Annotated in this window: 17 protein-coding genes; 6 read left to right on the top strand and 11 right to left on the bottom strand. The window is 70.8% G+C overall.

Features of this window, described 5'->3' with window-relative positions; translation table 11 throughout:
- The first annotated feature begins 72 nt into the window (after positions 1–72).
- The 5 genes from GTY67_RS16295 to GTY67_RS16275 all read left to right on the top strand — a co-directional run bounded on the left by GTY67_RS16295 (position 73) and on the right by GTY67_RS16275 (position 4,818).
- Complete coding sequence (locus GTY67_RS16295; protein WP_161279170.1) at positions 73–1,227, top strand: ABC transporter ATP-binding protein; 1,155 nt, start codon at positions 73–75, stop codon at positions 1,225–1,227.
- Positions 1,217–2,125, top strand: coding sequence for an ABC transporter permease subunit (locus tag GTY67_RS16290; RefSeq protein WP_161279169.1), 909 nt, complete (start codon positions 1,217–1,219; stop codon positions 2,123–2,125). Before GTY67_RS16295 ends, GTY67_RS16290 begins: the two co-directional genes overlap by 11 nt.
- Positions 2,122–3,033: an ABC transporter ATP-binding protein gene (locus tag GTY67_RS16285; protein ID WP_161279168.1), complete on the top strand. Its 912-nt coding sequence runs from the start codon at positions 2,122–2,124 to the stop codon at positions 3,031–3,033. The genes GTY67_RS16290 and GTY67_RS16285 overlap by 4 nt, the downstream gene beginning before the upstream one ends.
- A 30-nt stretch (positions 3,034–3,063) precedes the next feature.
- The gene (locus tag GTY67_RS16280) at positions 3,064–3,783 is read left to right on the top strand and encodes an ABC transporter permease (RefSeq protein ID WP_018513726.1); all 720 of its coding nucleotides are present in this window, start codon (positions 3,064–3,066) and stop codon (positions 3,781–3,783) included.
- A gap of 327 nt (positions 3,784–4,110) precedes the next feature.
- On the top strand, positions 4,111–4,818 hold the full coding sequence (locus GTY67_RS16275; RefSeq protein WP_161279167.1) for a hypothetical protein: 708 nt from the start codon (positions 4,111–4,113) through the stop codon (positions 4,816–4,818).
- Between the two features lie 103 nt (positions 4,819–4,921).
- Here GTY67_RS16275 and GTY67_RS16270 read toward each other — a convergent pair whose 3' ends face one another.
- The 9 genes from GTY67_RS16270 to GTY67_RS16230 all read right to left on the bottom strand — a co-directional run bounded on the left by GTY67_RS16270 (position 4,922) and on the right by GTY67_RS16230 (position 15,113).
- Complete coding sequence (locus GTY67_RS16270) at positions 4,922–5,746, bottom strand: HAD family hydrolase (protein ID WP_093686851.1); 825 nt, start codon at positions 5,744–5,746, stop codon at positions 4,922–4,924.
- Positions 5,743–7,020, bottom strand: coding sequence for a serine--tRNA ligase (gene serS, locus GTY67_RS16265; protein WP_161279166.1), 1,278 nt, complete (start codon positions 7,018–7,020; stop codon positions 5,743–5,745). Before serS ends, GTY67_RS16270 begins: the two co-directional genes overlap by 4 nt.
- Positions 7,021–7,769: 749 nt before the next feature.
- Complete coding sequence (pheA, locus tag GTY67_RS16260; protein ID WP_093686853.1) at positions 7,770–8,705, bottom strand: prephenate dehydratase; 936 nt, start codon at positions 8,703–8,705, stop codon at positions 7,770–7,772.
- A gap of 87 nt (positions 8,706–8,792) precedes the next feature.
- A complete protein-coding gene (efeB, locus tag GTY67_RS16255; RefSeq protein WP_161280125.1) occupies positions 8,793–10,043 on the bottom strand; it encodes an iron uptake transporter deferrochelatase/peroxidase subunit in 1,251 nt (416 codons plus the stop codon).
- Between the two features lie 64 nt (positions 10,044–10,107).
- Positions 10,108–12,024 carry a copper resistance protein CopC/CopD gene (locus tag GTY67_RS16250; RefSeq protein ID WP_161279165.1) on the bottom strand — a complete coding sequence of 639 codons (1,917 nt, stop codon included), beginning with the start codon at positions 12,022–12,024 and terminating at the stop codon, positions 10,108–10,110.
- A 10-nt stretch (positions 12,025–12,034) separates the two neighbouring features.
- Positions 12,035–12,484, bottom strand: coding sequence for a copper chaperone PCu(A)C (locus GTY67_RS16245; RefSeq protein WP_093686856.1), 450 nt, complete (start codon positions 12,482–12,484; stop codon positions 12,035–12,037).
- Positions 12,481–13,140, bottom strand: a complete 660-nt coding sequence (locus GTY67_RS16240) for an SCO family protein (RefSeq protein WP_161279164.1) — start codon at positions 13,138–13,140, stop codon at positions 12,481–12,483. The genes GTY67_RS16245 and GTY67_RS16240 overlap by 4 nt, the downstream gene beginning before the upstream one ends.
- A gap of 173 nt (positions 13,141–13,313) precedes the next feature.
- Positions 13,314–14,069 (bottom strand): YcnI family protein, encoded by a 756-nt coding sequence (locus GTY67_RS16235; protein WP_161279163.1) that lies wholly within the window; start codon positions 14,067–14,069, stop codon positions 13,314–13,316.
- A 195-nt stretch (positions 14,070–14,264) separates the two neighbouring features.
- On the bottom strand, positions 14,265–15,113 hold the full coding sequence (locus GTY67_RS16230; protein WP_161279162.1) for a hypothetical protein: 849 nt from the start codon (positions 15,111–15,113) through the stop codon (positions 14,265–14,267).
- 294 nt (positions 15,114–15,407) lie between these two features.
- Between GTY67_RS16230 and GTY67_RS16225 the strand changes: the two genes are divergently transcribed.
- Positions 15,408–16,022 (top strand): ATP-binding protein, encoded by a 615-nt coding sequence (locus tag GTY67_RS16225; RefSeq protein WP_161279161.1) that lies wholly within the window; start codon positions 15,408–15,410, stop codon positions 16,020–16,022.
- Between the two features lie 32 nt (positions 16,023–16,054).
- Here the strand turns inward: GTY67_RS16225 and GTY67_RS16220 are convergent, their stop codons facing one another.
- Both GTY67_RS16220 and GTY67_RS16215 read right to left on the bottom strand, forming a co-directional pair.
- A complete protein-coding gene (locus GTY67_RS16220; protein WP_161279160.1) occupies positions 16,055–17,536 on the bottom strand; it encodes an aminopeptidase P family protein in 1,482 nt (493 codons plus the stop codon).
- Positions 17,537–17,649: 113 nt separating this feature from the next.
- Entirely contained in the window at positions 17,650–19,023 is a 1,374-nt protein-coding gene (locus tag GTY67_RS16215) for a PP2C family protein-serine/threonine phosphatase (protein WP_161279159.1), read from the bottom strand.
- Positions 19,024–19,349 lie beyond the last annotated feature (326 nt).

Raw genomic sequence — 19,349 nt, 5'->3', positions numbered from 1 at the left:
CAGGGGTCGGCAGCGGAGGCCGGAACTCCTCCTTCGCGGGGTCCCCCTACGGGCCCGTACGCCTGGAGTCTGATGCCGATCCAGCCGTCAGGGCTGACGATCCCTGTGGTCCACGCCACTACCGTCGTACCTGTGACTGCCGTTATCGCTACCGAAGCCCTGAGCAAGCGGTTCCCCCGGGTGACCGCACTCGACCGGCTCACGTTGGACATCGGACCAGGTGTGACCGGTCTGGTGGGTTCCAACGGAGCCGGCAAGTCCACGCTGATCAAGATCCTTCTGGGTCTCTCCCCCGCCACCGAAGGCCGGGCCGCGGTGCTCGGGCTGGACGTGGCGACCAGCGGCGCCGCCATCCGGGAACGGGTGGGGTACATGCCGGAGCACGACTGCCTCCCGCCCGATGTGTCGGCCACCGAATTCGTCGTGCACATGGCCCGCATGTCGGGCCTGCCGCCGACCGCGGCCCGTGAGCGCACCGCCGACACCCTGCGCCACGTCGGCCTCTACGAGGAGCGCTACCGCCCCATCGGCGGCTACTCGACCGGCATGAAGCAGCGGGTGAAGCTGGCCCAGGCCCTGGTCCACGACCCCCAGCTGGTCCTCCTCGACGAGCCCACCAACGGCCTCGACCCGGTCGGCCGCGACGAGATGCTCGGCCTGATCCGCCGTATCCACACCGACTTCGGCATCTCCGTCCTGGTCACCTCGCACCTCCTGGGCGAGCTGGAACGCACCTGCGACCACGTCGTCGTCATCGACGGCGGCGCCCTCCTGCGCTCCAGCTCCACCAGCGACTTCACCCAGATCACCACCACGCTCGCGGTCGAGGTGACCGACAGCGACACCCACCCCGACGGCACCGACGCCCTGCGCCAGGTCCTCACGAAGGCGGGCGTCTCCCTGGTCGGCCACGACGGACTCGACGCGGAAGGGCTGCCGGGCGCGGGCCACATCCTGCTGGTCGAGGCCACCGGCGAGGAGACGTACGACCTGGTCCGCGACAGCGTCGCCGGGCTCGGGCTGGGCCTGGTCCGCATGGAGCAGCGCCGCCACCACATCGCCGAGGTCTTCCGTTCCGAACAGGGCGGGGCGGCCACCACCGCCGTGCCGACCCAGGCCGCCACCGCAGGGGCCGGTGCCGTACAGCAGGCCACCGCCACCGGCGTACAGCAGGCCACCGCGCCTGCGCCGTACCAGCAGAAGGGGAGCGGTCGCGATGAGCACTGAGACCGGTACCGCGACCGGGCGCGACACCTCCCGGATCCACAACATCGGCTACCGCTCCTACGACGGCAGGCGGCTCGGCCGGGCCTACGCCCGCCGCTCGCTCTACTCGCAGACCCTGCGCGGCTCCTTCGGACTCGGCCGTTCCGCCAAGTCCAAGGTGCTGCCCATGCTGCTGTTCGGCGTGATGGCCCTGGTCGCGGCGATCCTGGTGGCCGTCTCCATGGCCGCGCCGGACGCCACCGAACTCGTCGTCAAATACACGTCGTACGCGATCTATCTACAGGCGGTCATCGGCCTCTTCATCGCCGCACAGGCCCCGCAGGCGGTCTCCAGGGACCTCCGTTTCAAGAGCGTCCCCCTGTACTTCTCGCGGCCGATCGAACGTGCCGACTACGTGCTGGCGAAGCTCGCCGCCACGGCGTCCGCGCTCTTCATCCTCACCGGGGCGCCGCTGCTCATCCTCTATGTGGGCTCTCTGCTCGCGAAGTTCGACTTCGTCGACCAGACCAAGTGGTTCGGCCAGGGGCTGGTGTCGGTGGCGCTGCTGTCCGTGCTGTTCGCCGGGCTCGGCCTGGTGATGGCCGCTCTGACCCCGCGCCGGGGCTTCGGCGTCGCCGCGGTCATCGCGGTGCTGACCATCTCCTACGGTGCCGTCTCCACGGTCCAGGCCATCGCCTGGGAGACCGGGTCCCCCGGGGCCGTGGAGTGGCTCGGCCTCTTCTCGCCGATCACCCTGATCGACGGCGTACAGACCGCGTTCCTCGGCGCCACCTCCGCCTTCCCCGGAGGGGAAGGCCCGGGGGCCGGTACGGGCGTGGTCTACCTGTTCGTTGTTCTCGCGCTCGTCGCCGGCTCGTACGCCGTCCTGATGCGCCGCTACCGGAGGGTCGGGCTGTGACCACCATCGAGATCGACCACACCTCCCGCTGGTTCGGCAATGTGGTCGCCGTCAACGACGTCTCCATGACGGTGGGCCCCGGCGTCACCGGACTGCTCGGCCCCAACGGCGCCGGGAAGTCCACGCTCATCAACATGATGGGCGGCTTCCTCGCCCCCTCGACGGGAAAGGTCACCCTCGACGGACGGACGATCTGGCGCAACGAGAGCGTCTACAAGGAGATCGGCATCGTCCCCGAGCGGGAAGGGATGTACGACTTCCTGACCGGCAAGGAGTTCGTCGTCGCCAACGCCGAACTCCAGGGCCTGGGCGGCGCGGAGGCGCGGCGGGCGCTGGCCACGGTCCAGATGGAGTACGCGCAGGACCGCAAGATCTCCACGTACAGCAAGGGCATGCGCCAGCGCGTGAAGATGGCGTCCGCGCTGGTCCACGAGCCCTCGGTGCTGCTGCTGGACGAGCCGTTCAACGGGATGGACCCGCGCCAGCGGATGCAGCTGATGGGGCTGCTGCGGCGGATGGGGGCCGAGGGCCGTACGGTCCTGTTCTCCTCCCACATCCTCGAAGAGGTCGAACAGCTCGCCTCGCACATCGAGGTGGTCGTGGCGGGGCGGCACGCCGCATCCGGCGACTTCCGCAAGATCCGCCGGCTGATGACGGACCGGCCGCACCGCTACCTGGTCCGCTCCAGCGACGACCGGGCACTGGCGGCCGCGCTCATCGCCGACCCGTCGACGGCCGGCATCGAGGTCGACCTGACCGAGAAGGCGCTGCGCATCCAGGCGGTCGACTTCGGACGGTTCACCGAACTGCTGCCGAAGGTCGCCCGTGAGCAGGGCATCCGGCTGCTGACCGTCTCCCCGTCCGACGAGTCCCTCGAATCGGTCTTTTCCTACCTCGTAGCGGCCTGAGTAGTGGCCTGAAAGGAGCTGTGCACCGTCATGTACGACCCCACAGTCGCCCGGCTCACCTACCGGGCCCTGCTCGGTCGGCGCCGGGCCGCCATCCTGTTCGTCCTGCCCGCGCTGCTGCTGCTCCTCGCGGCGGCGGTCCGTATGTTCGCCGGGGCCGATGACCAGGTCGCCGCCAACGTCCTCGGCGGGTTCGCCATCGCCACGATGGTGCCGCTGATCGGGGTGATCGCCGGAACCGGGGCGATCGGTCCCGAGATCGACGACGGGTCGATCGTCTACCTGCTGGCCAAGCCGGTGAAGCGCCCCACGATCATCTTCACCAAGCTGATCGTCGCCATCGCGGTGACCATGGTCTTCTCCGCCCTGCCGACCCTGCTCGCGGGGCTGATCCTGAACGGCAACGGGCAGCAGATCGCCATCGCCTACACGATCGCGGCGCTGGTCGCCTCGATCGCGTACAGCGCGCTGTTCCTGCTGCTGGGCACCGTCAGCCGCCACGCGGTGGTCATCGGCCTGGTGTACGCGCTGGTCTGGGAGGCCCTCTTCGGCAGCCTGGTGCCGGGTGCGCGGACGCTCAGCGTCCAGCAGTGGTCCCTCGCCGTCGCCGAGAAGGTGGCGGGCCAGGGCATGGTCACCTCGGACGTGGGGCTGCCGCTCGCGACGGTCCTGCTGGCCGCCGTCACTGTGGCCGCCACCTGGTACGCGGGCCAGAAGCTGCGCGCGCTGAAGCTGGCCGGGGAGGAGTGAGCAGCCCGGCCGTGTGACCGGAGGCATTTTGTGCAACCCCCGCCCCTGTGTTGTTTGGGGCGGGGGTTGTCGTATGACAGGGGGAGTCGTATGACCGGGACAGATGTGCGCGTAACCGTACGTTTATCGGGTCGTTGGGCAGGGTGCGTGGAGGCAACTGGAATCCGTGGCGTCGTAGCGTTCGTGAAATCGGGGAGTGCCGGACCCGGGTGAGGCTCAGCCCACCGGTCCGGTCATCGAGTGAGTGGCAACCGTGAGCGTCCTCCACCCCTTGCAGCCCGGGGTAGGGGCCGTCCCTTGTCATTCCCTCGTACGGAAGGCATGCCCATGCCCACGGAAGTCGCCCTGCTCGAATCGCGCGCGCTGCGCGTCGAGCAGATGGGGCGCGTCGACATCCTCGACAAGGTGAAGAGCCTTGTCATGCTCCCGGACGGAATTCACGTTCGCACAGAGGACGTGGCACGTTACTTCGAAGTATCCACAGCCTCGGTCAGGAGGCTCACCGATCGGCATCAGGAGGAGTTCGCTGAGAATGGGCTGCGCGTTCTGCGCGGCTCTGACCTGCAATCCTTCCATAGCGACATGATGTCGCTATGGAAGGTGGAGGGGGTGGAAAGTTATCCACAGGCGGCCACGCAGCTGCGTCTCTACACCCGCCGAACCGTCCTCAACGTCGCCATGCTTCTTCGCGACAGCGACATCGCCCGCTGCGTCCGTACGTACCTCCTCGACGCCGAGGGGACGCTCCGGGCCGAGTACGAAGCGCTCGAAGTGCGGGTCACCCGGATCGAGAGCTGCCTCGCCGATGTCGGCAGTGCGCTCCAGGAGCTCGGGCCGGTGCTCTGCCGGATGTCGGAGCGGCTGGACAGCCTGGACCGGAAGGTGGAGGCGACGCAGCAGCTGGTCGGCGCGATGAGCGTGCGGCTCTCCGACCTGTCGCAGGACGTCGTACGGATGGACGCCCGGTTCGACGCGCGGATGGAGGCCTTCGCGTACCGGCTGAGGGACCTGCGGCGCCGCACCGGACGCCGCTGACAGCCGTCAGCTGAAAAGGCTGAGAGGCGGAAAAGGCCCTGCCCACCGCCACTGTCGATCCAGTGGCGGCGGGCAGGGCCGAAGGGTCCTCTACAGGCTCGCGTCAGTGGGGCGTGGCGAGGGAGCCCGTGCGGAGCAGCTCCTCCAGGACCACGGCGATCCCGTCGTGCTCGTTGGACGCGGTGATCTCGTGCGCCACGGCCTTCAGGGTGTCGTGGGCGTTGGCCATGGCCACGCCGTGCTGCGCCCAGCCGAACATCGGGATGTCGTTCGGCATGTCACCGAAGGCGATGGTGTCGGCGGCCTTCACCCCGAGCCGGCGGGCGGCCAGCGAGAGGCCGGTCGCCTTGCTCAGCCCGAGCGGCAGGATCTCCACGACGCCGGGGCCCGCCATGACCACGTCGACCAGGTTACCGACGGCCGCCCGGGCCGCGGTGGCCAGGGCGTCGTCGTCGAGGTCCGGGTGCTGGAGGTAGACCTTGTTCAGCGGGGCCGCCCACATCTCGGAGGCGTCGTCCACGAAGACGTACGGGAGCGGCCCCTCCTGCACCCGGTAGCCGGGGCCGACGAGCACCTCGCCCTCCAGGCCGTCGCGGCTGGCGGCCAGGGCCAGCGGGCCGACCTCCGCCTCGACCTTGGAGAGCGCGAGCCCGGCGAGCTGCCGGTCCAGGGTCAGCGAGGTCAGCAGCTTGTGCTCGCCCGCGTGGTAGACCTGCGCGCCCTGACCGCAGACGGCGAGGCCGTCGTAGCCGAGGTCGTCCAGGATGTGCCGGGTCCAGGGGACCGAGCGCCCGGTGACGATGATGTGCGCGGCACCGGCCGACGTGGCGGCGGTCAGTGCCTCGCGCGTGCGCTCGGAGACCGTGTCGTCCCCGCGCAGCAGGGTGCCGTCGAGGTCGGTCGCGACGAGCTTGAAGGGGAAGGTCACTTGGCGACCGGTTCCAGGACCTCGCGTCCGCCCAGGTAGGGACGGAGCACCTCGGGGACCCGGACCGAACCGTCGGGCAGCTGGTGGTTCTCCAGGAGCGCCACGATCGTGCGCGGTACGGCGCAGAGGGTGCCGTTCAGCGTGGCCAGCGGCTGGACCTTCTTGCCCTCGCGCATCCGGACGGAGAGGCGGCGGGCCTGGAAGCTGTCGCAGTTCGACGCGGAGGTCAGCTCGCGGTACTTGCCCTGGGTCGGGATCCACGCCTCGCAGTCGAACTTGCGCGAGGCCGAGGCGCCGAGGTCACCGGTGGCGACATCGATGACCTGGAAGGGCAGTTCGAGGCCGGTGAGCCACTGCTTCTCCCACTCCAGGAGCCTGCGGTGCTCGGCCTCGGCGTCCGCCGGGTCGACGTACGAGAACATCTCGACCTTGTCGAACTGGTGGACGCGGAAGATGCCGCGGGTGTCCTTGCCGTACGTCCCGGCCTCGCGGCGGAAGCAGGGGGAGAAGCCCGCGTAGCGCAGGGGCAGCTTGTCCGCCTCCACGATCTCGTCCATGTGGTACGCGGCGAGCGGTACTTCCGAGGTGCCGACCAGGTAGTAGTCGTCCTTCTCCAGGTGGTACACGTTCTCCGCGGCCTGGCCGAGGAATCCGGTGCCCTCCATGGCGCGCGGGCGGACCAGCGCGGGGGTCAGCATCGGGACGAAGCCGGCCTCGGTGGCCTGGGCGATCGCCGCGTTGACGAGGGCGAGCTCCAGGAGCGCGCCGACGCCCGTGAGGTAGTAGAACCGCGAGCCGGAGACCTTGGCCCCGCGCTCCATGTCGATCGCGCCGAGCGCCTCGCCGAGCTCCAGGTGGTCCTTGGGCTCGAAGCCCTCGGCGCCGAAGTCGCGGATGGTGCCGTGCGTCTCCAGGACGACGAAGTCCTCCTCGCCGCCGACCGGCACGTCCTCGTGGACGATGTTGCCGAGCTGGAGGAGCAGCCGCTTGGCCTCGGCGTCGGCCTCGTCCTGGGCGGCGTCGGCCGCCTTGACGTCGGCCTTGAGCTGATCGGCCTTCTTGAGGAGCTCGGCGCGCTCCTCGGGGGTGGCCTTGGGGATCAGCTTGCCGAGCTGCTTCTGCTCGGAGCGGAGTTCGTCGAAGCGGACGCCGGACGACCTGCGCAGCTCGTCGGCGGAGAGCAGGGCGTCGACGAGTGCGACGTCCTCTCCACGGGCGCGCTGGGAGGCGCGAACACGGTCGGGGTCCTCACGGAGCAGGCGAAGGTCAATCACCCCTCCAGGCTACCGGTGCGTGGATCTCGCACTCGAACCGATATTGCCGAGCGTGTCACTTTGACCGAATTGCCGGAATTGATATTTCTGAGGGGGAATCGCGGGGCGTGATCCGGCGGGCTGCGTCAATAACGGCGGTTAACTCCCCTGAACAGGGCAGAAGGTGCAGGCTCTCTTGACGTACGAGCCTTGGGTCGAGGGGGAGTTGGGGCCGTTCTCCCTTGTGTTGTCCACAGGAGAGGGCGTTCCGGAATAGTTATCCACAGGCTGTGAAGAAGTTCTGTGGATCCCGGAACGGAATGTTCTGGGAGGTGGACGAAGGGCCGTCGCTCCCCCGGTGTTCGCAGCCGAAACCTGTCCCGCACGCTCATTCGGGTGGCAATTTGTCGCTCTGGTGAGTTGATCAAGGGAATTCGCGCGACCCGGGAGGGCTCGTACGGAGTCGGCGCTCTGTGGATGCATCCGGACGCGCTGCGTTGATTTGTCGACGATGTCGCATTGTGGTGTCGACTTGTCCCCAGGTCGAGAAGCCAGCCTGTGGATAACTCTGTGGGTGAATGACTATCTGTATGTAGGACCACAGCGGAGCGCACAGAGCGGCCCGAAACGGAGTGCTCGGAGCGGCCCGGAGCGGAGTGCTCGGAGCGGCCCGGAGCGGAGTGCTCGGAGCGGCCCGGAGCGGCCCGGAGCGGAGTGATCCGCTCCGGGCTGAGCCGGGACGCTACGGGCCGCTCCGCCGTCGGCCTCCGTCAGATCCGTCCGTCCTGGCTGCGCGCCAGCCAGTCCGAGGCCTCGGTGAAGGCGCTGTCCGAAGTGCCCGCCCGCAGCGGCCGGACCTCGTCGGCGGAGACGCCGGCCCGCGGGTACGAACCGAGGAACCGCACCTTCGGGCAGATCCGCTTCAGCCCCATCAGCGCCTCCCCCACCCGCCGGTCCGCGATGTGCCCCTCGGCGTCCACGGCGAAGCAGTAGTTGCCGATCCCCTCGCCGGTCGGGCGGGACTGGATCAGCATCAGGTTGACGCCGCGCACCGCGAACTCCTGGAGCAGCTCCAGCAGCGCACCGGGGTGGTCGTCCCCCAGCCAGATCACCACGGACGTCTTGTCGGCCCCGGTCGGGGCGGACGGCCGGGCCGGGCGGCCCACCAGGACGAAGCGGGTCTGGGCGTTCTCCGCGTCGTGGATCTCCGTGACCAGCGGTTCGAGGCCGTAGGTGGCAGCGGCGAACTCACCGGCGAACGCGGCGTCGTAGCGCCCCTCCTGGACCAGCCTCGCGCCGTCGGCGTTGGACGCCGCCGACTCCCACACGGCCTGCGGGAGGTGGGCGGCCATCCAGTTGCGGACCTGCGGCTGGGCGGCCGGGTGCGCGGTGACCGTCTTGATGTCCGACAGCTTGGTGCCCGGCCGTACGAGCAGCGCGAAGGTGATGGAGAGCAGCACCTCGCGGTAGATCATCAGCGGCTCGCCGCTGGTCAGCTCGTCGAGGGTGGCCGTGATGCCGCCCTCGACGGAGTTCTCGATCGGCACGAGGGCCGCCGCCGCCTCCCCGTTGCGTACGGCGTCCAGGGCCGCCGGTACGGAGACCATCGGGACGAGCTCGCGGGTGGCGGCTTCCGGGAGCGTGCGGAGGGCGACCTCGGTGAAGGTGCCTTCGGGACCGAGATAGGCGTAGCGCGTGGCTGACATACGCTCACCCTATTGCGCTGTACGGCGGGGGCCCTGCCGTCTCAGAATCCGGTCGGAGCCGAGCCCAGGACCCCGTACGGTCCGCCCTCACGACTCCAGCAGCCGCTGCCCCACGTACTCGCCCTCCGCCGCCCCGCCCGGCACCGCGAACAGCCCGCTCGCCTCGTGCCGGATGAAGGGGGACAGCGCGTCGCCCCGGTCGAGTTTGCGCTGCACGGGGACGAACCCCTTGAACGGGTCCGCCTGCCAGCAGACGAAGAGCAGCCCGGCGTCCGGAGTGCCGTCCTCCGAGATCCCGTCGTGGTACGAGAACGGGCGCCGCAGCATGGCGGCCCCGCCGTTCTTCTCGGGGGAGGAGATCCGGGCGTGCGCGTTGTCGGGGATCAGGAGCCGGCCGTCCGGGCCCGCCTTGTCGAGGTCCATCTCCGTGGTCTCGCTCCCGCCGCTCAGCGGGGCCCCGTCCGCCTTGCGCCGCCCGATGACCCGCTCCTGCCGGTCCACCGGAAGCTTCTCCCAGTCGTCCAGCAGCATCCTGATCCGGCGTACGACGGCGTACGAACCGCCCTCCAGCCACTCGTGCGGGGTACCGGGGGAGGCGGGCACGAACACCCGCCGCTCGAAGTCCTCGTCGGCCGGCTTCGGGTTGCCGGTCCCGTCGATCTGGCCCATCAGGTTGCGGGCGGTCATCGGCCGGGCCGTGGCCCCAGGGGTGCGGTTGAAGCCGTTCATCTGCCACCGCACCTTTACTGTTCCCGCGCTCTCCTTCTGTACGGCCCGCAGGGCGTGGAACGCGACGAGCGCGTCGTCGGCGCCGATCTGCACCCACAGGTCGCCGTCGGAGCGCTTGGCGTCCAGCTGGTCGGAGGAGAACGCGGGCAGCGGGTCGAGTCCGGCGGGAAGCCGCGAGGTGAGACCCGTACGCGCGAAGAACGTACGGCCGAAGCCGAAGGTGACCGTGAGGGAGGAGGGGCCCGCGTCCAGCGCGATGCCGGTGTCGTGGCCGGGCCCGTCCGCCGAGCCCCCCGCCGGACGGCCCGCCATCAGCTCACGGGCCACCGCCGACCAGCGCCGCATCAGGGCCACGGCCTCCTTGCGGCCCGCGCCCGGCACCAGGTCGAAGGCGACGAGGTGGCCCCGGGCCTGAAGCGGAGTGGTGATCCCCGGTTGATGTTTCCCGTGAAACATCGCCTCGGTGGAGCCGACGGTGGTCAGGGCGGTCGGCGGATCGGGGCGGGTCGCGGCGTATCCGGCCGCCCCGCCCGCCGCACCGAGCACCAGCCCGGTGGCGCCCGCCGCGCCCACGCCGCCCAGCAGCCGCCGGCGCGAGACCCCGCCCATCGCGGGGTCCGGAGCCTGTCCGCCGTTCTCGGTCCTGCTCACGTTCTCGGTCCTGCCCACGTACTCAGCCGATCTTCGCGTTCTTGTCGATGGTGACCTGGTCGATGTCGGACGTCCGTACCGTCACATCGACCTTCCACTCCCCCGCCATCGGGATCTGGACGCCGCTCGCCGACCAGTGCCCCTCGGCGAGCCGGTCCGGCACGACCGGCAGCGGGCCGATCTCCTGCGCCTCCAGGGTGAGGGCGATCTTCACCTCGGGGACGTCCATCGGCTTGCCGTCGCTGCCGTCGATCCACACGTGCAGCTCGTTGGAGCCGGTGCGCCCGGGGTCGATGTCGATCCGTACGGTCCCCTTGCCGTTCTGGCCGCCGGTGTCGAAGGGCATGCTCAGGTTGACGGGCCCCGCCGCCGGGGCGGTCGCCGAGGTGGCGGCGCCCTTGGCCTCCACCTCCGTACGGCCCGGCTCGGTCGACGTCAGCACGGTGGTGACGGCCAGCAGGACCACGGCGATCGCGGCCTCGGCCAGGACCGAGCGGCGCAGCCCGGAACGCTCCGGGTCGGCGTCCCGCATCCGCTTCTTCTTCGTGGCGGTCAGGACGGCCTGCTGCCGGGCCAGTTGGGCGGCGCGTGCGGGGTCGACATCGTCCGGCGTCTCGACCGGATCGACCGGATCGGCATGATCCTCGGAGGCTTCGGAAGCCACGGGCGTATCCGTCAGCCGCCCCGTCCACCGCCGAGAGAACCACGCCACGGCGAGCAGGAGGGCGATCAGCACGACCTTGGCGATGAGGAGCTGCCCGTACCGCGTACCGGTCAGTGCCGACCAGGAGCCGACCTGCCGCCACGACTGGTAGATCCCGGTCGCCGCCAGGACGAGGACGCTGCCGAACGCGACCCGGGAGAACCGTCGTACGGCCGTGCTCCCGATGTCCGGCGTCCGGTACAGCGCCACCAGGAGCGCGACCAGACCGCCGAGCCAGGCGGCCACGGCCAGCAGGTGCGCCACGTCCACCGGCATGGCGATGCCCGCCTGGATGCCGGTCGAGGCGTGCTCGGACATGGCCCAGGTGGCGGCGATGCCCGCCGCGACGACCCCGCCGCCGATGGCGAGGCCGAAGGTGAGGTCCTTCTTCTCGACGGCGTCCTCGCGCCGGGCGTACGTACCGAACAGGACGGCGATGAACAGCGCGGCCGCGCCGAGCAGCAGCAGCCGCGAGACGAGGGCGGCTCCCGGCTTGGTGTCCAGGACGGCCTGGAGCCCGTCCAGGTCGAAGGCGTCGGCGAACTTCCCGCTGCCGGTGTACGGGTTGCGCAGCAGCAGCATGACCAGGGTCGCCGCGGTCAGGGTGATCCAGCCGCGCACCACGAGCCGCTGCATCGGCCGGGCGGACGCCCCCCGGGGCCAGCAGCCCAGGACGAAGGCCGCGCCGCCCACGAGCACGGTGAACCCGGCGTACGCGGCGTACCGCGCGATGCCGTAGACCGTGCCGACCGGACCGCCGCCCACCTCCTCGGAGGGCAGAGCCACGGTGGTCTCGGAGGGGGCGCCGATGGAGAACGTGAAGGCGCCCGAGATGGGGTGGCTGTCGGCGGAGATGGCCTGCCAGGCCACGGTGTAGGTGCCGTCCGGCAGGCCGGAGTGGAGTTCGACGCCGTAGCGGACGGTGGAGCCGTCGGACAGGTCCTTGGGCTCGGCGCCGGTGTCGGCGCGCTTGCTGCTGGGGTCCAGGACCCGGATCGACCCGTCGCCGACGGCGATCGCCTCGGAGAAGGTGAGGGTGACCTCCTTGGGCGCGGTGGCCACCACCGCCCCGTCCTGCGGATCGCTCCCGGTGAGGGCGGCGTGCGCGGACGCCGGTCCGGCGCCGGCCAGCATCAGCCCGAGGAGCAGGCCGGTGAGGGCGGCGACGAGCGCGGCGGCGGTGAACGGCCGTCGTATCGGGGACGCTCCGGGGCGCGGGGCGGTGGCAGTCGTCACGGTCGGTCCCTCACTGCTTCTTCGGGTTGTGGGTCGTTTCCTTCACCGGCAGGTCGACCGTGATGGGGTCGGCCTTCTCGAAGTGCAGCTCGACGGAGACCTTCTCGCCCTGCTTGGGCTTCTTCTTGAGATTCATGAACATGATGTGGTTGCCGCCGCGTTCGAGGTCCAGCTCGCCGTTGGCCGGCACCTCGAACGACGAGACCTCGCGCATCTGCTGGTTCTTCGTCTCGTGGATCGTGACGTCGTCGGAGAGCGGGCTGGTCACCGAGGTGAGCCGGTCGGCGGATGACCCGCTGTTCTGTACGACGAGGAAACCGGCGGCCATGTCGCTGACGGGCTGCGGCATGAACGCGCCGACGACCTTCAGCTCGGGGCCGTCGCTTCCGGTGGAGCACCCCGCCAGCGCCAGCCCCGTGGTGAGGGCGAGGGCGGCGGCGAGGGCCGTGCGGCGGTTCACGGGTTCTCCCCCTTGATCAGCTTGGGGAGGTCCTTGGCGTACTCCTCGGCGGTGGTGTCCTCGCCGTAGAGCACATAGCCGCCGTCCGTCTTCGGGGAGAAGGCGACGACCTGCGCCCCGTGCATCGAGACGGGCTTGCCGTCCTTGTCCTTCGTCGCCGGCTCGATGCCGATGCCGATCTGCCGCGCCCCCGCCTGGATGGTGGGGAAGTCGCCGGTCAGGCCGGTGAAGGTGGGGTCCTGGGCCTTGAGCCACTTGCCGAGCGAGGCGGGGGTGTCGCGCTCGGGGTCGGTGGTGACGAAGACGACCTGGAGCTTGTCCTGGTCGGCCTTGGGCAGGTCCCGCTTGGCGATGGAGATGTTGCTCATGGTCAGCGGGCAGACGTCGGGGCAGTTGGTGTAGCCGAAGTAGATGAGCGTCGGCTTGCCCTTGGTCGCCTCGCGGAGGTCGTACTCCTTGCCGTTGGTGTCCGTGAGGACCAGGTTCGGCTTGGTGAACGGGCGGTCGAGGACGGTCGCGGCCTTGGTCTTCGGCGAGGCCTCGACATCGGCGATCGACGAGGAGTCCGTCTTGCCGTCGCTGCTGCCGCAGGCCGAGAGGGCCAGCGCGGCCGCGGCGGCGAACGCCACGGCCGTCACTGCTTTTCTGTTGCGCATGGAGGGGTGTCCTGAACGTGGTGCGGGTGGTGGAGCCGGCGGGGCCGGGCCGTCGGGCGACGGCCCGACCCGGTGATCAGGTCGTACGGGACGGCCCGACCCGGTGGATCAGGTCGTACGGGATCGCCCGACCCGGACGGTCAGGCCGTACGGCGACGGCCCGACCCAGGGGATCAGGCCGTACGGCGACGGCCCGCGAGCACGCCGAATGCCACGCCCGCGATGCCGATCAGGATGCCGATGATGCCCAGCGTGCGGGCCGTGGTGTCGCTGGAGGAGGCCGACGCGGCGTGCGTCTCCTTCTTCTCGCCCTCCGCCGACGCGGCCTTGTCGTCGGCCTCGTGGTCGTCGTCACCCTTGGCGGCCGCGCCGCCGTGGTGGTCCTCGGTCGCGGCGGCCAGCTTCAGGACCGGGGCGGGGCTGTCGGGCTCCTCGTCGCCCTTGGGCTCCTCGATCCAGCGGACGACTTCCTTGTTGTCGTACGTCTGGATGGCCTTGAAGACCAGCTGGTCGGCGTCCTCGGGGAGCTGCCCGACGGAGACCGGGAACTGCTGGAAGTAACCGGGCGCGATCTTGGAGCCGTCGGCGGTCCAGGTCACCTTGGTGACGGCCTCGGTGATCTTCCGGCCGTGCACCTCCAGGGGCTTGTCCAGCTTGCCCTTGGTGATGTCGATCTTCCAGCCCGGCACGGCCTCCGGGGTGACGGAGGAGAGCGGGTGGTCGGCCGGGAAGTTCACCTCGACCTTGACCGTGGAGGCCTGGTCCCGCTCGTTGGGGACCTTGAAGTTGAGGGTGGCGTAACCGCCCTTGGCGGCCTCGCCCTGCGGCTGGACGCTGACGTGCGCGGCGGCGGGGCCCGCGAGCAGCAGGACGGTGGACGCGGCGACGCCCGCGGCGACGGCGATGCGGGAGACGTTGGTGGCGCTCATGGCAGGAATCACTCCACAGAGGAAGAGGGACACGAAGGAAGAGGAACATGGTGGTCCGGCGCACGGGTGCGCGACGGCGGCACGACACCTCGTCCGGTCCATGAGGGATCCGGCCCAGCCCGGGAGAGCCGTCCACGGAGGACCGCCCGTGGTTGAACGGCGGTGCTCGGTACGGCGGGGGGCGCAGGTGTCGCGTCAGGCTGCGAGGGCGTACGGGGCCGGAGGCCCGCGCCTGACCACCAGGTGCTGAAGAGGGTCCCCGGTGGCCGGGGCCGGTTCGTCGTCGGCCGTACGCAGGGCGCGCGGGGAGCCCGCGAGCTGCTCACGCGCCCCGGCGCACAGGGCGCGTACGAGGGCGAGCGCGGCGCGAAGGGAGCGCAGCCGGGCCCCGGCCGCCAGCTCCTGGGCGCCGTACGCCGAGAGCCGGGCCAGCCCGAAGAGGGCGGCCTCGCCGCGCCGCAGCAGCCAGCCGGCGGCGAGCGCGGCCAGCAGGTGGGCCAGGAACATCGGCAGGCCCGGCAGCAGCGCGGCCACCGAGGCGAACGCCGCCGTCAGGCCCGATCCGCCGTTCGGAGCCGCGGTGGCCGCCGCTCCCGAGGCGAGATGGCTGTGGCCCGCGACGGTCGAGGGGTCTATGCCCGCCGTCGAGACGATGCGGTGGGCGTCGGCGGCGTCGATCTGCCCCGGCCCGCCACCGCACACCAGCCCGGCGGCGAAGCGGATCAGCGGGTTCTCACCGCTGCCCCGGGGCGCGGCGGCGACGGCCTGCGCGCTGCCGTGGCTGCCGTAGGCGAAGAGGACATGCAGGGCGACCTGGCCGCCCGCCAGCGCACCCGCGATCGACGGCAGGGAGCGTTCCCGTCCGGCGAGGGCCGAGGCCACGGCGAGGACGCCGAGGAATCCGGCGAGCAGGGTCCACGCGGGGACCGGCGCCCCGGCGGCGAACGCATGCCCCGCCGCGGACAGCACGACGCAGACCGCGGTGAACACCGCGGCCCTCATGAGCCGCAGACCGGCTCCGGCGTGTGCGACAGGCGTGGACATGGCCGGAACATCATCGCACTGCGCACCCTCCCCCGGTACGGCAGGTCCGGAAGATCAGCCTCCGTCCCCAATGCGTGCTTGTCGTGGCTGTTGGCGGGGGATGTACGGACCGTGGACTCGCCGCTTCCGGAACCCGCCCCCGCCTCCGCCGGGGTGCTCCCCGGGCGGCCATACACCGGGGCGCGGAATATCCGCATCCGCCGAATGAGGGCTCTCACAGCCGATCCGTGCTTACGAAGTGCCTTGTGCGGCAATACGTATCGGTACGTCGAGCCGCAGCCAGGAGGCTGGAGCATGAGCATCTGGTGGTCACTCCATTTGCGGCGCGAAGCTGCGAGCGTTCCGCTCGCCCGTCGTTTCCTGCTCGGCACCATGGAAACCGCGGGGGTGGATCCGGACATCTCCTTCGACCTGTCGGTCGCGCTCAGCGAGGCCTGTGCCAACGCCGTCGAACACGGCGGCGACCGGTCGGGCCTCGAGGAGCACGGGGATCGCGGACCCGAGAAGCCCCCGGCGGACTCCGGGCAGTACCGGGTCACGGCCTATCTGGACGGCGAGAAATGCCGTATCGAGGTGGCCGACTCGGGGCCGGGCTTTCCCGCCCGGCGCGCGCTTCGCCCAGCCGCGCACACCGAACACGCGGAGCACATCGAACGGGCCCAGCACCCGGGCCACGTCGAAAGGACCCAGGGCTCCGAGCACGTGGAACGGACCCAAGGCTCCGAGTCCGTCGGTGCCCAGCCCACGTTCGCCCCGTACATCCCCTGCGTCGCCGAGAGCGGCCGCGGGCTGGACCTCATCGAACAGCTCGCCGACCACGTCCAGTTCGGCAACCGGCCGGGCCGGGGCGCGGTGGTCAGCTTCGACAAGGTCCTGAAATGGCGGGAGGGCGCGCTGCTCATGGTGTGAGCAGCGCGCCCTGTCATCAGGCGGTCGGACGGTCAGCCCTTCAGCTGGGCCATCCAGGCCTCGACCTCGTCGGCCCGGCGGGGCAGCTTGTCGGAGAGGTTCCGGTTGCCGTCCTCGGTGACGAGGATGTCGTCCTCGATCCGGACGCCGATGCCCCGGTACTCCTCGGGGACGGTCAGGTCGTCGGCCTGGAAGTAGAGGCCCGGCTCCACGGTGAGGCAGACGCCCGGCTCCAGGATGCCGTCGACGTACGCCTCGGTGCGCGCGACGGCGCAGTCGTGGACGTCCATGCCGAGCATGTGACCGGTGCCGTGCAGGGTCCAGCGGCGCTGGAGGCCCAGCTCCAGGACCTTGTCCACGGTCAGGTCGCCGAGCAGGCCCCACTCGACGAGCTTCTCGGCGAGCACGCGCTGCGAGGCGTCGTGGAAGTCGCGGAAGGCGGCACCGGGCTTCACGGCGGCGATGCCCGCCTCCTGGGCCTCGTACACCGCGTCGTAGATCTTGCGCTGGAGCGGCGAGAACGTGCCGTTGATCGGCAGGGTGCGCGTCACATCGGCGGTGTAGAGCTCGTTGGTCTCCACGCCTGCGTCCAGGAGCAGCAGCTCGCCGGAGCGGACGGCGCCGTCGTTGCGGACCCAGTGCAGGGTGGTGGCGTGCGGACCGGCGGCGCAGATGGAGCCGTAGCCGATGTCGTTGCCCTCGATGCGGGCGCGCAGGAAGAACGTGCCCTCGATGAAGCGCTCGCTGGTCGCCTCGGCCTTGTCCAGGCTCCTGACGACGTCCTCGAAGCCGCGCGCGGTGGCGTCGCAGGCCTTCTGGAGCTCGGCGATCTCGAAGGCGTCCTTCACGAGGCGGGCCTCGGAGAGGTAGACGCGCAGCTCCTCGTCGCGCTCGGCGGTCACCTTGTCGGTGAGGGCGGCCTCGATGGAGGCGTCGTGGCCGCGCACGGTGCGGACGGGGCCGGTGGCCTCGGCCAGCGCGGCGGCGATCTCGCGGACGTCCTTCGCGGGGATGCCCAGCAGCTGCTCGGCCTCGGCGAGGGAGTGGCGGCGGCCGACCCACAGCTCGCCCTGGCCGTCCAGCCAGAACTCGCCGTTCTCCCGGTTGGAGCGGGGCAGCAGGTAGATCGTGGCCTGGTGGCCGCTGTCGCCGGCCGGCTCCAGGACGAGGACACCGTCCTGGGTCTGGTCGCCGGTGAGGTACGCGTACTCGGTGGAGGCGCGGAAGGCGTACTCGGTGTCGTTGGAGCGGGTCTTCAGGTTGCCCGCGGGGATGACCAGGCGCTCACCGGGGAAGCGCGCGGAGAGCGCGGCGCGGCGGGCGGCGGTGTGCTCTGCCTGGGCGATCGGTTCGAGCCCGCGCAGCTCGGTGTCGGCCCAGCCCGACTTCATGTTCTCGGCGAGCTCGTCGGAGACGCCCGGGTACAGGCCGTTCTTCCGCTGCTTGATCGGCTCCGCGGCCTCGTTCTCTTCGGTCTCCTGCTCCGGGGTCTCCGGGATGAGCTCCTCAGACACGATGTGATTCTCCTTGATACGACACTGGACCACCCCCCATCGTACGGGCGTACGGAAGGGGGCCCAGGGCCGAAGGACCTGTTACTCAGGAGGTCTCACGTGCCGCTCGGGCCTCAGTCGAAGTGCGCCGCGAGGACCACCACGTCCTCGGTGGAGTCGGTCCGGTCGAGTCCGTCGGGCAGCATCGTGCGCAGGACGTGGTCGGCGACGGCGGCGGGGTCGTGGCGGCCCGCCTTCGGTACGGAAGCGGCCGCCGAGTGCAGCCGGGCGAAGGCGCGGTCCATCGCGTCGCCGGTGCGGCGCAGCAGGCCGTCCGTGTAGAGCAGCACCGTTTCTCCGGGCGCGGGGGAGAACTCCACGCTCGGCGCCTCCCAGCAGGCGAGCATCCCCAGCGGGGCGGAGAGCGTGGTCTCGACGTACTCGCAGCGCCGCTCACCGAGCACCAGCGGCGGGGTGTGCCCGGCCCCGGCGAGCACGACCTTGCGGGCGGCGGGCTCGCAGTAGGCGAAGAGGGCGGTGGCGGTCCGGGCGGGCTCGGTCAGCCGGAGCAGGAGTTCCAGATCGGAGAGTACGGCGACGGGGTCCTCGCCCTCCATCACGGCGTACGCCCGCAGGCTGGCGCGCAGCCGTCCCATGGCGGCCATCGCGCTCGGCCCCGATCCGCCCACCGAGCCGACCGCGAGCCCGAGCGCGTGGTCGGGCAGCGGCAGCGCGTCGTACCAGTCGCCGCCGCCCCTGGGCCCGGTCCGGTGCCGGGCGGCCAGCTGTACGCCGGGGATGCGGGGCAGCCGGCTGGGCAGCAGCTCCTCGGCGACGGTCGCGATGTCGGCGCGGGCGCGCTCCAACTCGATCAGGCGGGCCAGGTGCTCGGTGGCGTACCGCGCGTAGAGGCCGACGAGGTGGCGCTGCTTCTCCGAGGGCTCGCCGGGTTCGTCGTAGAGCCAGACGGCCGCGCCGAGCCGTCCGGCCGCCTCGGAGGCGAGGGGGAGGGCGTAACTGGCGGCGTAGCCGAGGCGGGTGGCGACCTCGCGGTGGCGGGGGTCCAGGCCGGGGTCGCCGAGCAGGTCGGGGGTGGGGAGCCCGTCGGCGGTGCCGGGGCGGCCGTCGAGGACGCGGCCCAGGGCGGTGGCGGAGCGCTCCACGGTCTCCAGGTGGCCGAGGTCGGCGTGGCTGAGCCCGAGGCCGAGGGTGGTGGACGGCGTCGTGGTGCTGTCCGCCGGTTCCAGTACGAGGAGTCCGCGGCGGGCGCCGACGAGGGGGGCTCCGGCGTGCAGCAGCTCGTTCAGGGCGGCGTCGAGGGTGGTGGTGGAGGCCAGCCGCTCGGTGAGTTCGTGCAGGGTGGTGAGGTCGGAGACCCAGCCCGCGAGGCGGTCCTGGATGAAGGCTCCGGGCGCTGCCGGAACCTCCCTCAGGGGAGCGGCAGTCTGCGTTGAAACCGGAACTTCTGGATCGATTCCAGCCACTTTCGGCAGGTGTGGGGCGCTCATGGCAGCCAGCTTTCAGGCCGGTGCGATTCGTCGAATAGCATCGCAAACCCCCATGTGATTCTGCGCCACTATCAATGCATCCACATGTACACGCACAAGTAACCCGATGTCCAGCATTGTCCCCTGGAGGCTCGCCGGATTCCCTCCTCTCCAGTGTCAGTCAACTTGGCCGAAAAATGCACCCTCCGGCAGCTATTTGCGGTCGACTGGGGCTGCTCGACAAGGTTCAACAAGGCTCTACAAGGGGTGCCCCCGGGAGGAAATCCCAGGGGCGGCGTCATTCCGGGCAGGCTGGGTACGTAATCGACGATGCCCGGGGCAGACGC

It is taken from the genome of Streptomyces sp. SID8374 (assembly GCF_009865135.1).
Classification (GTDB): Bacteria; Actinomycetota; Actinomycetes; order Streptomycetales; family Streptomycetaceae; genus Streptomyces.
The sequence above is the reverse complement of the archived record's forward strand: the minus strand, read 5'-3'. Positions and strand labels throughout refer to the sequence as shown.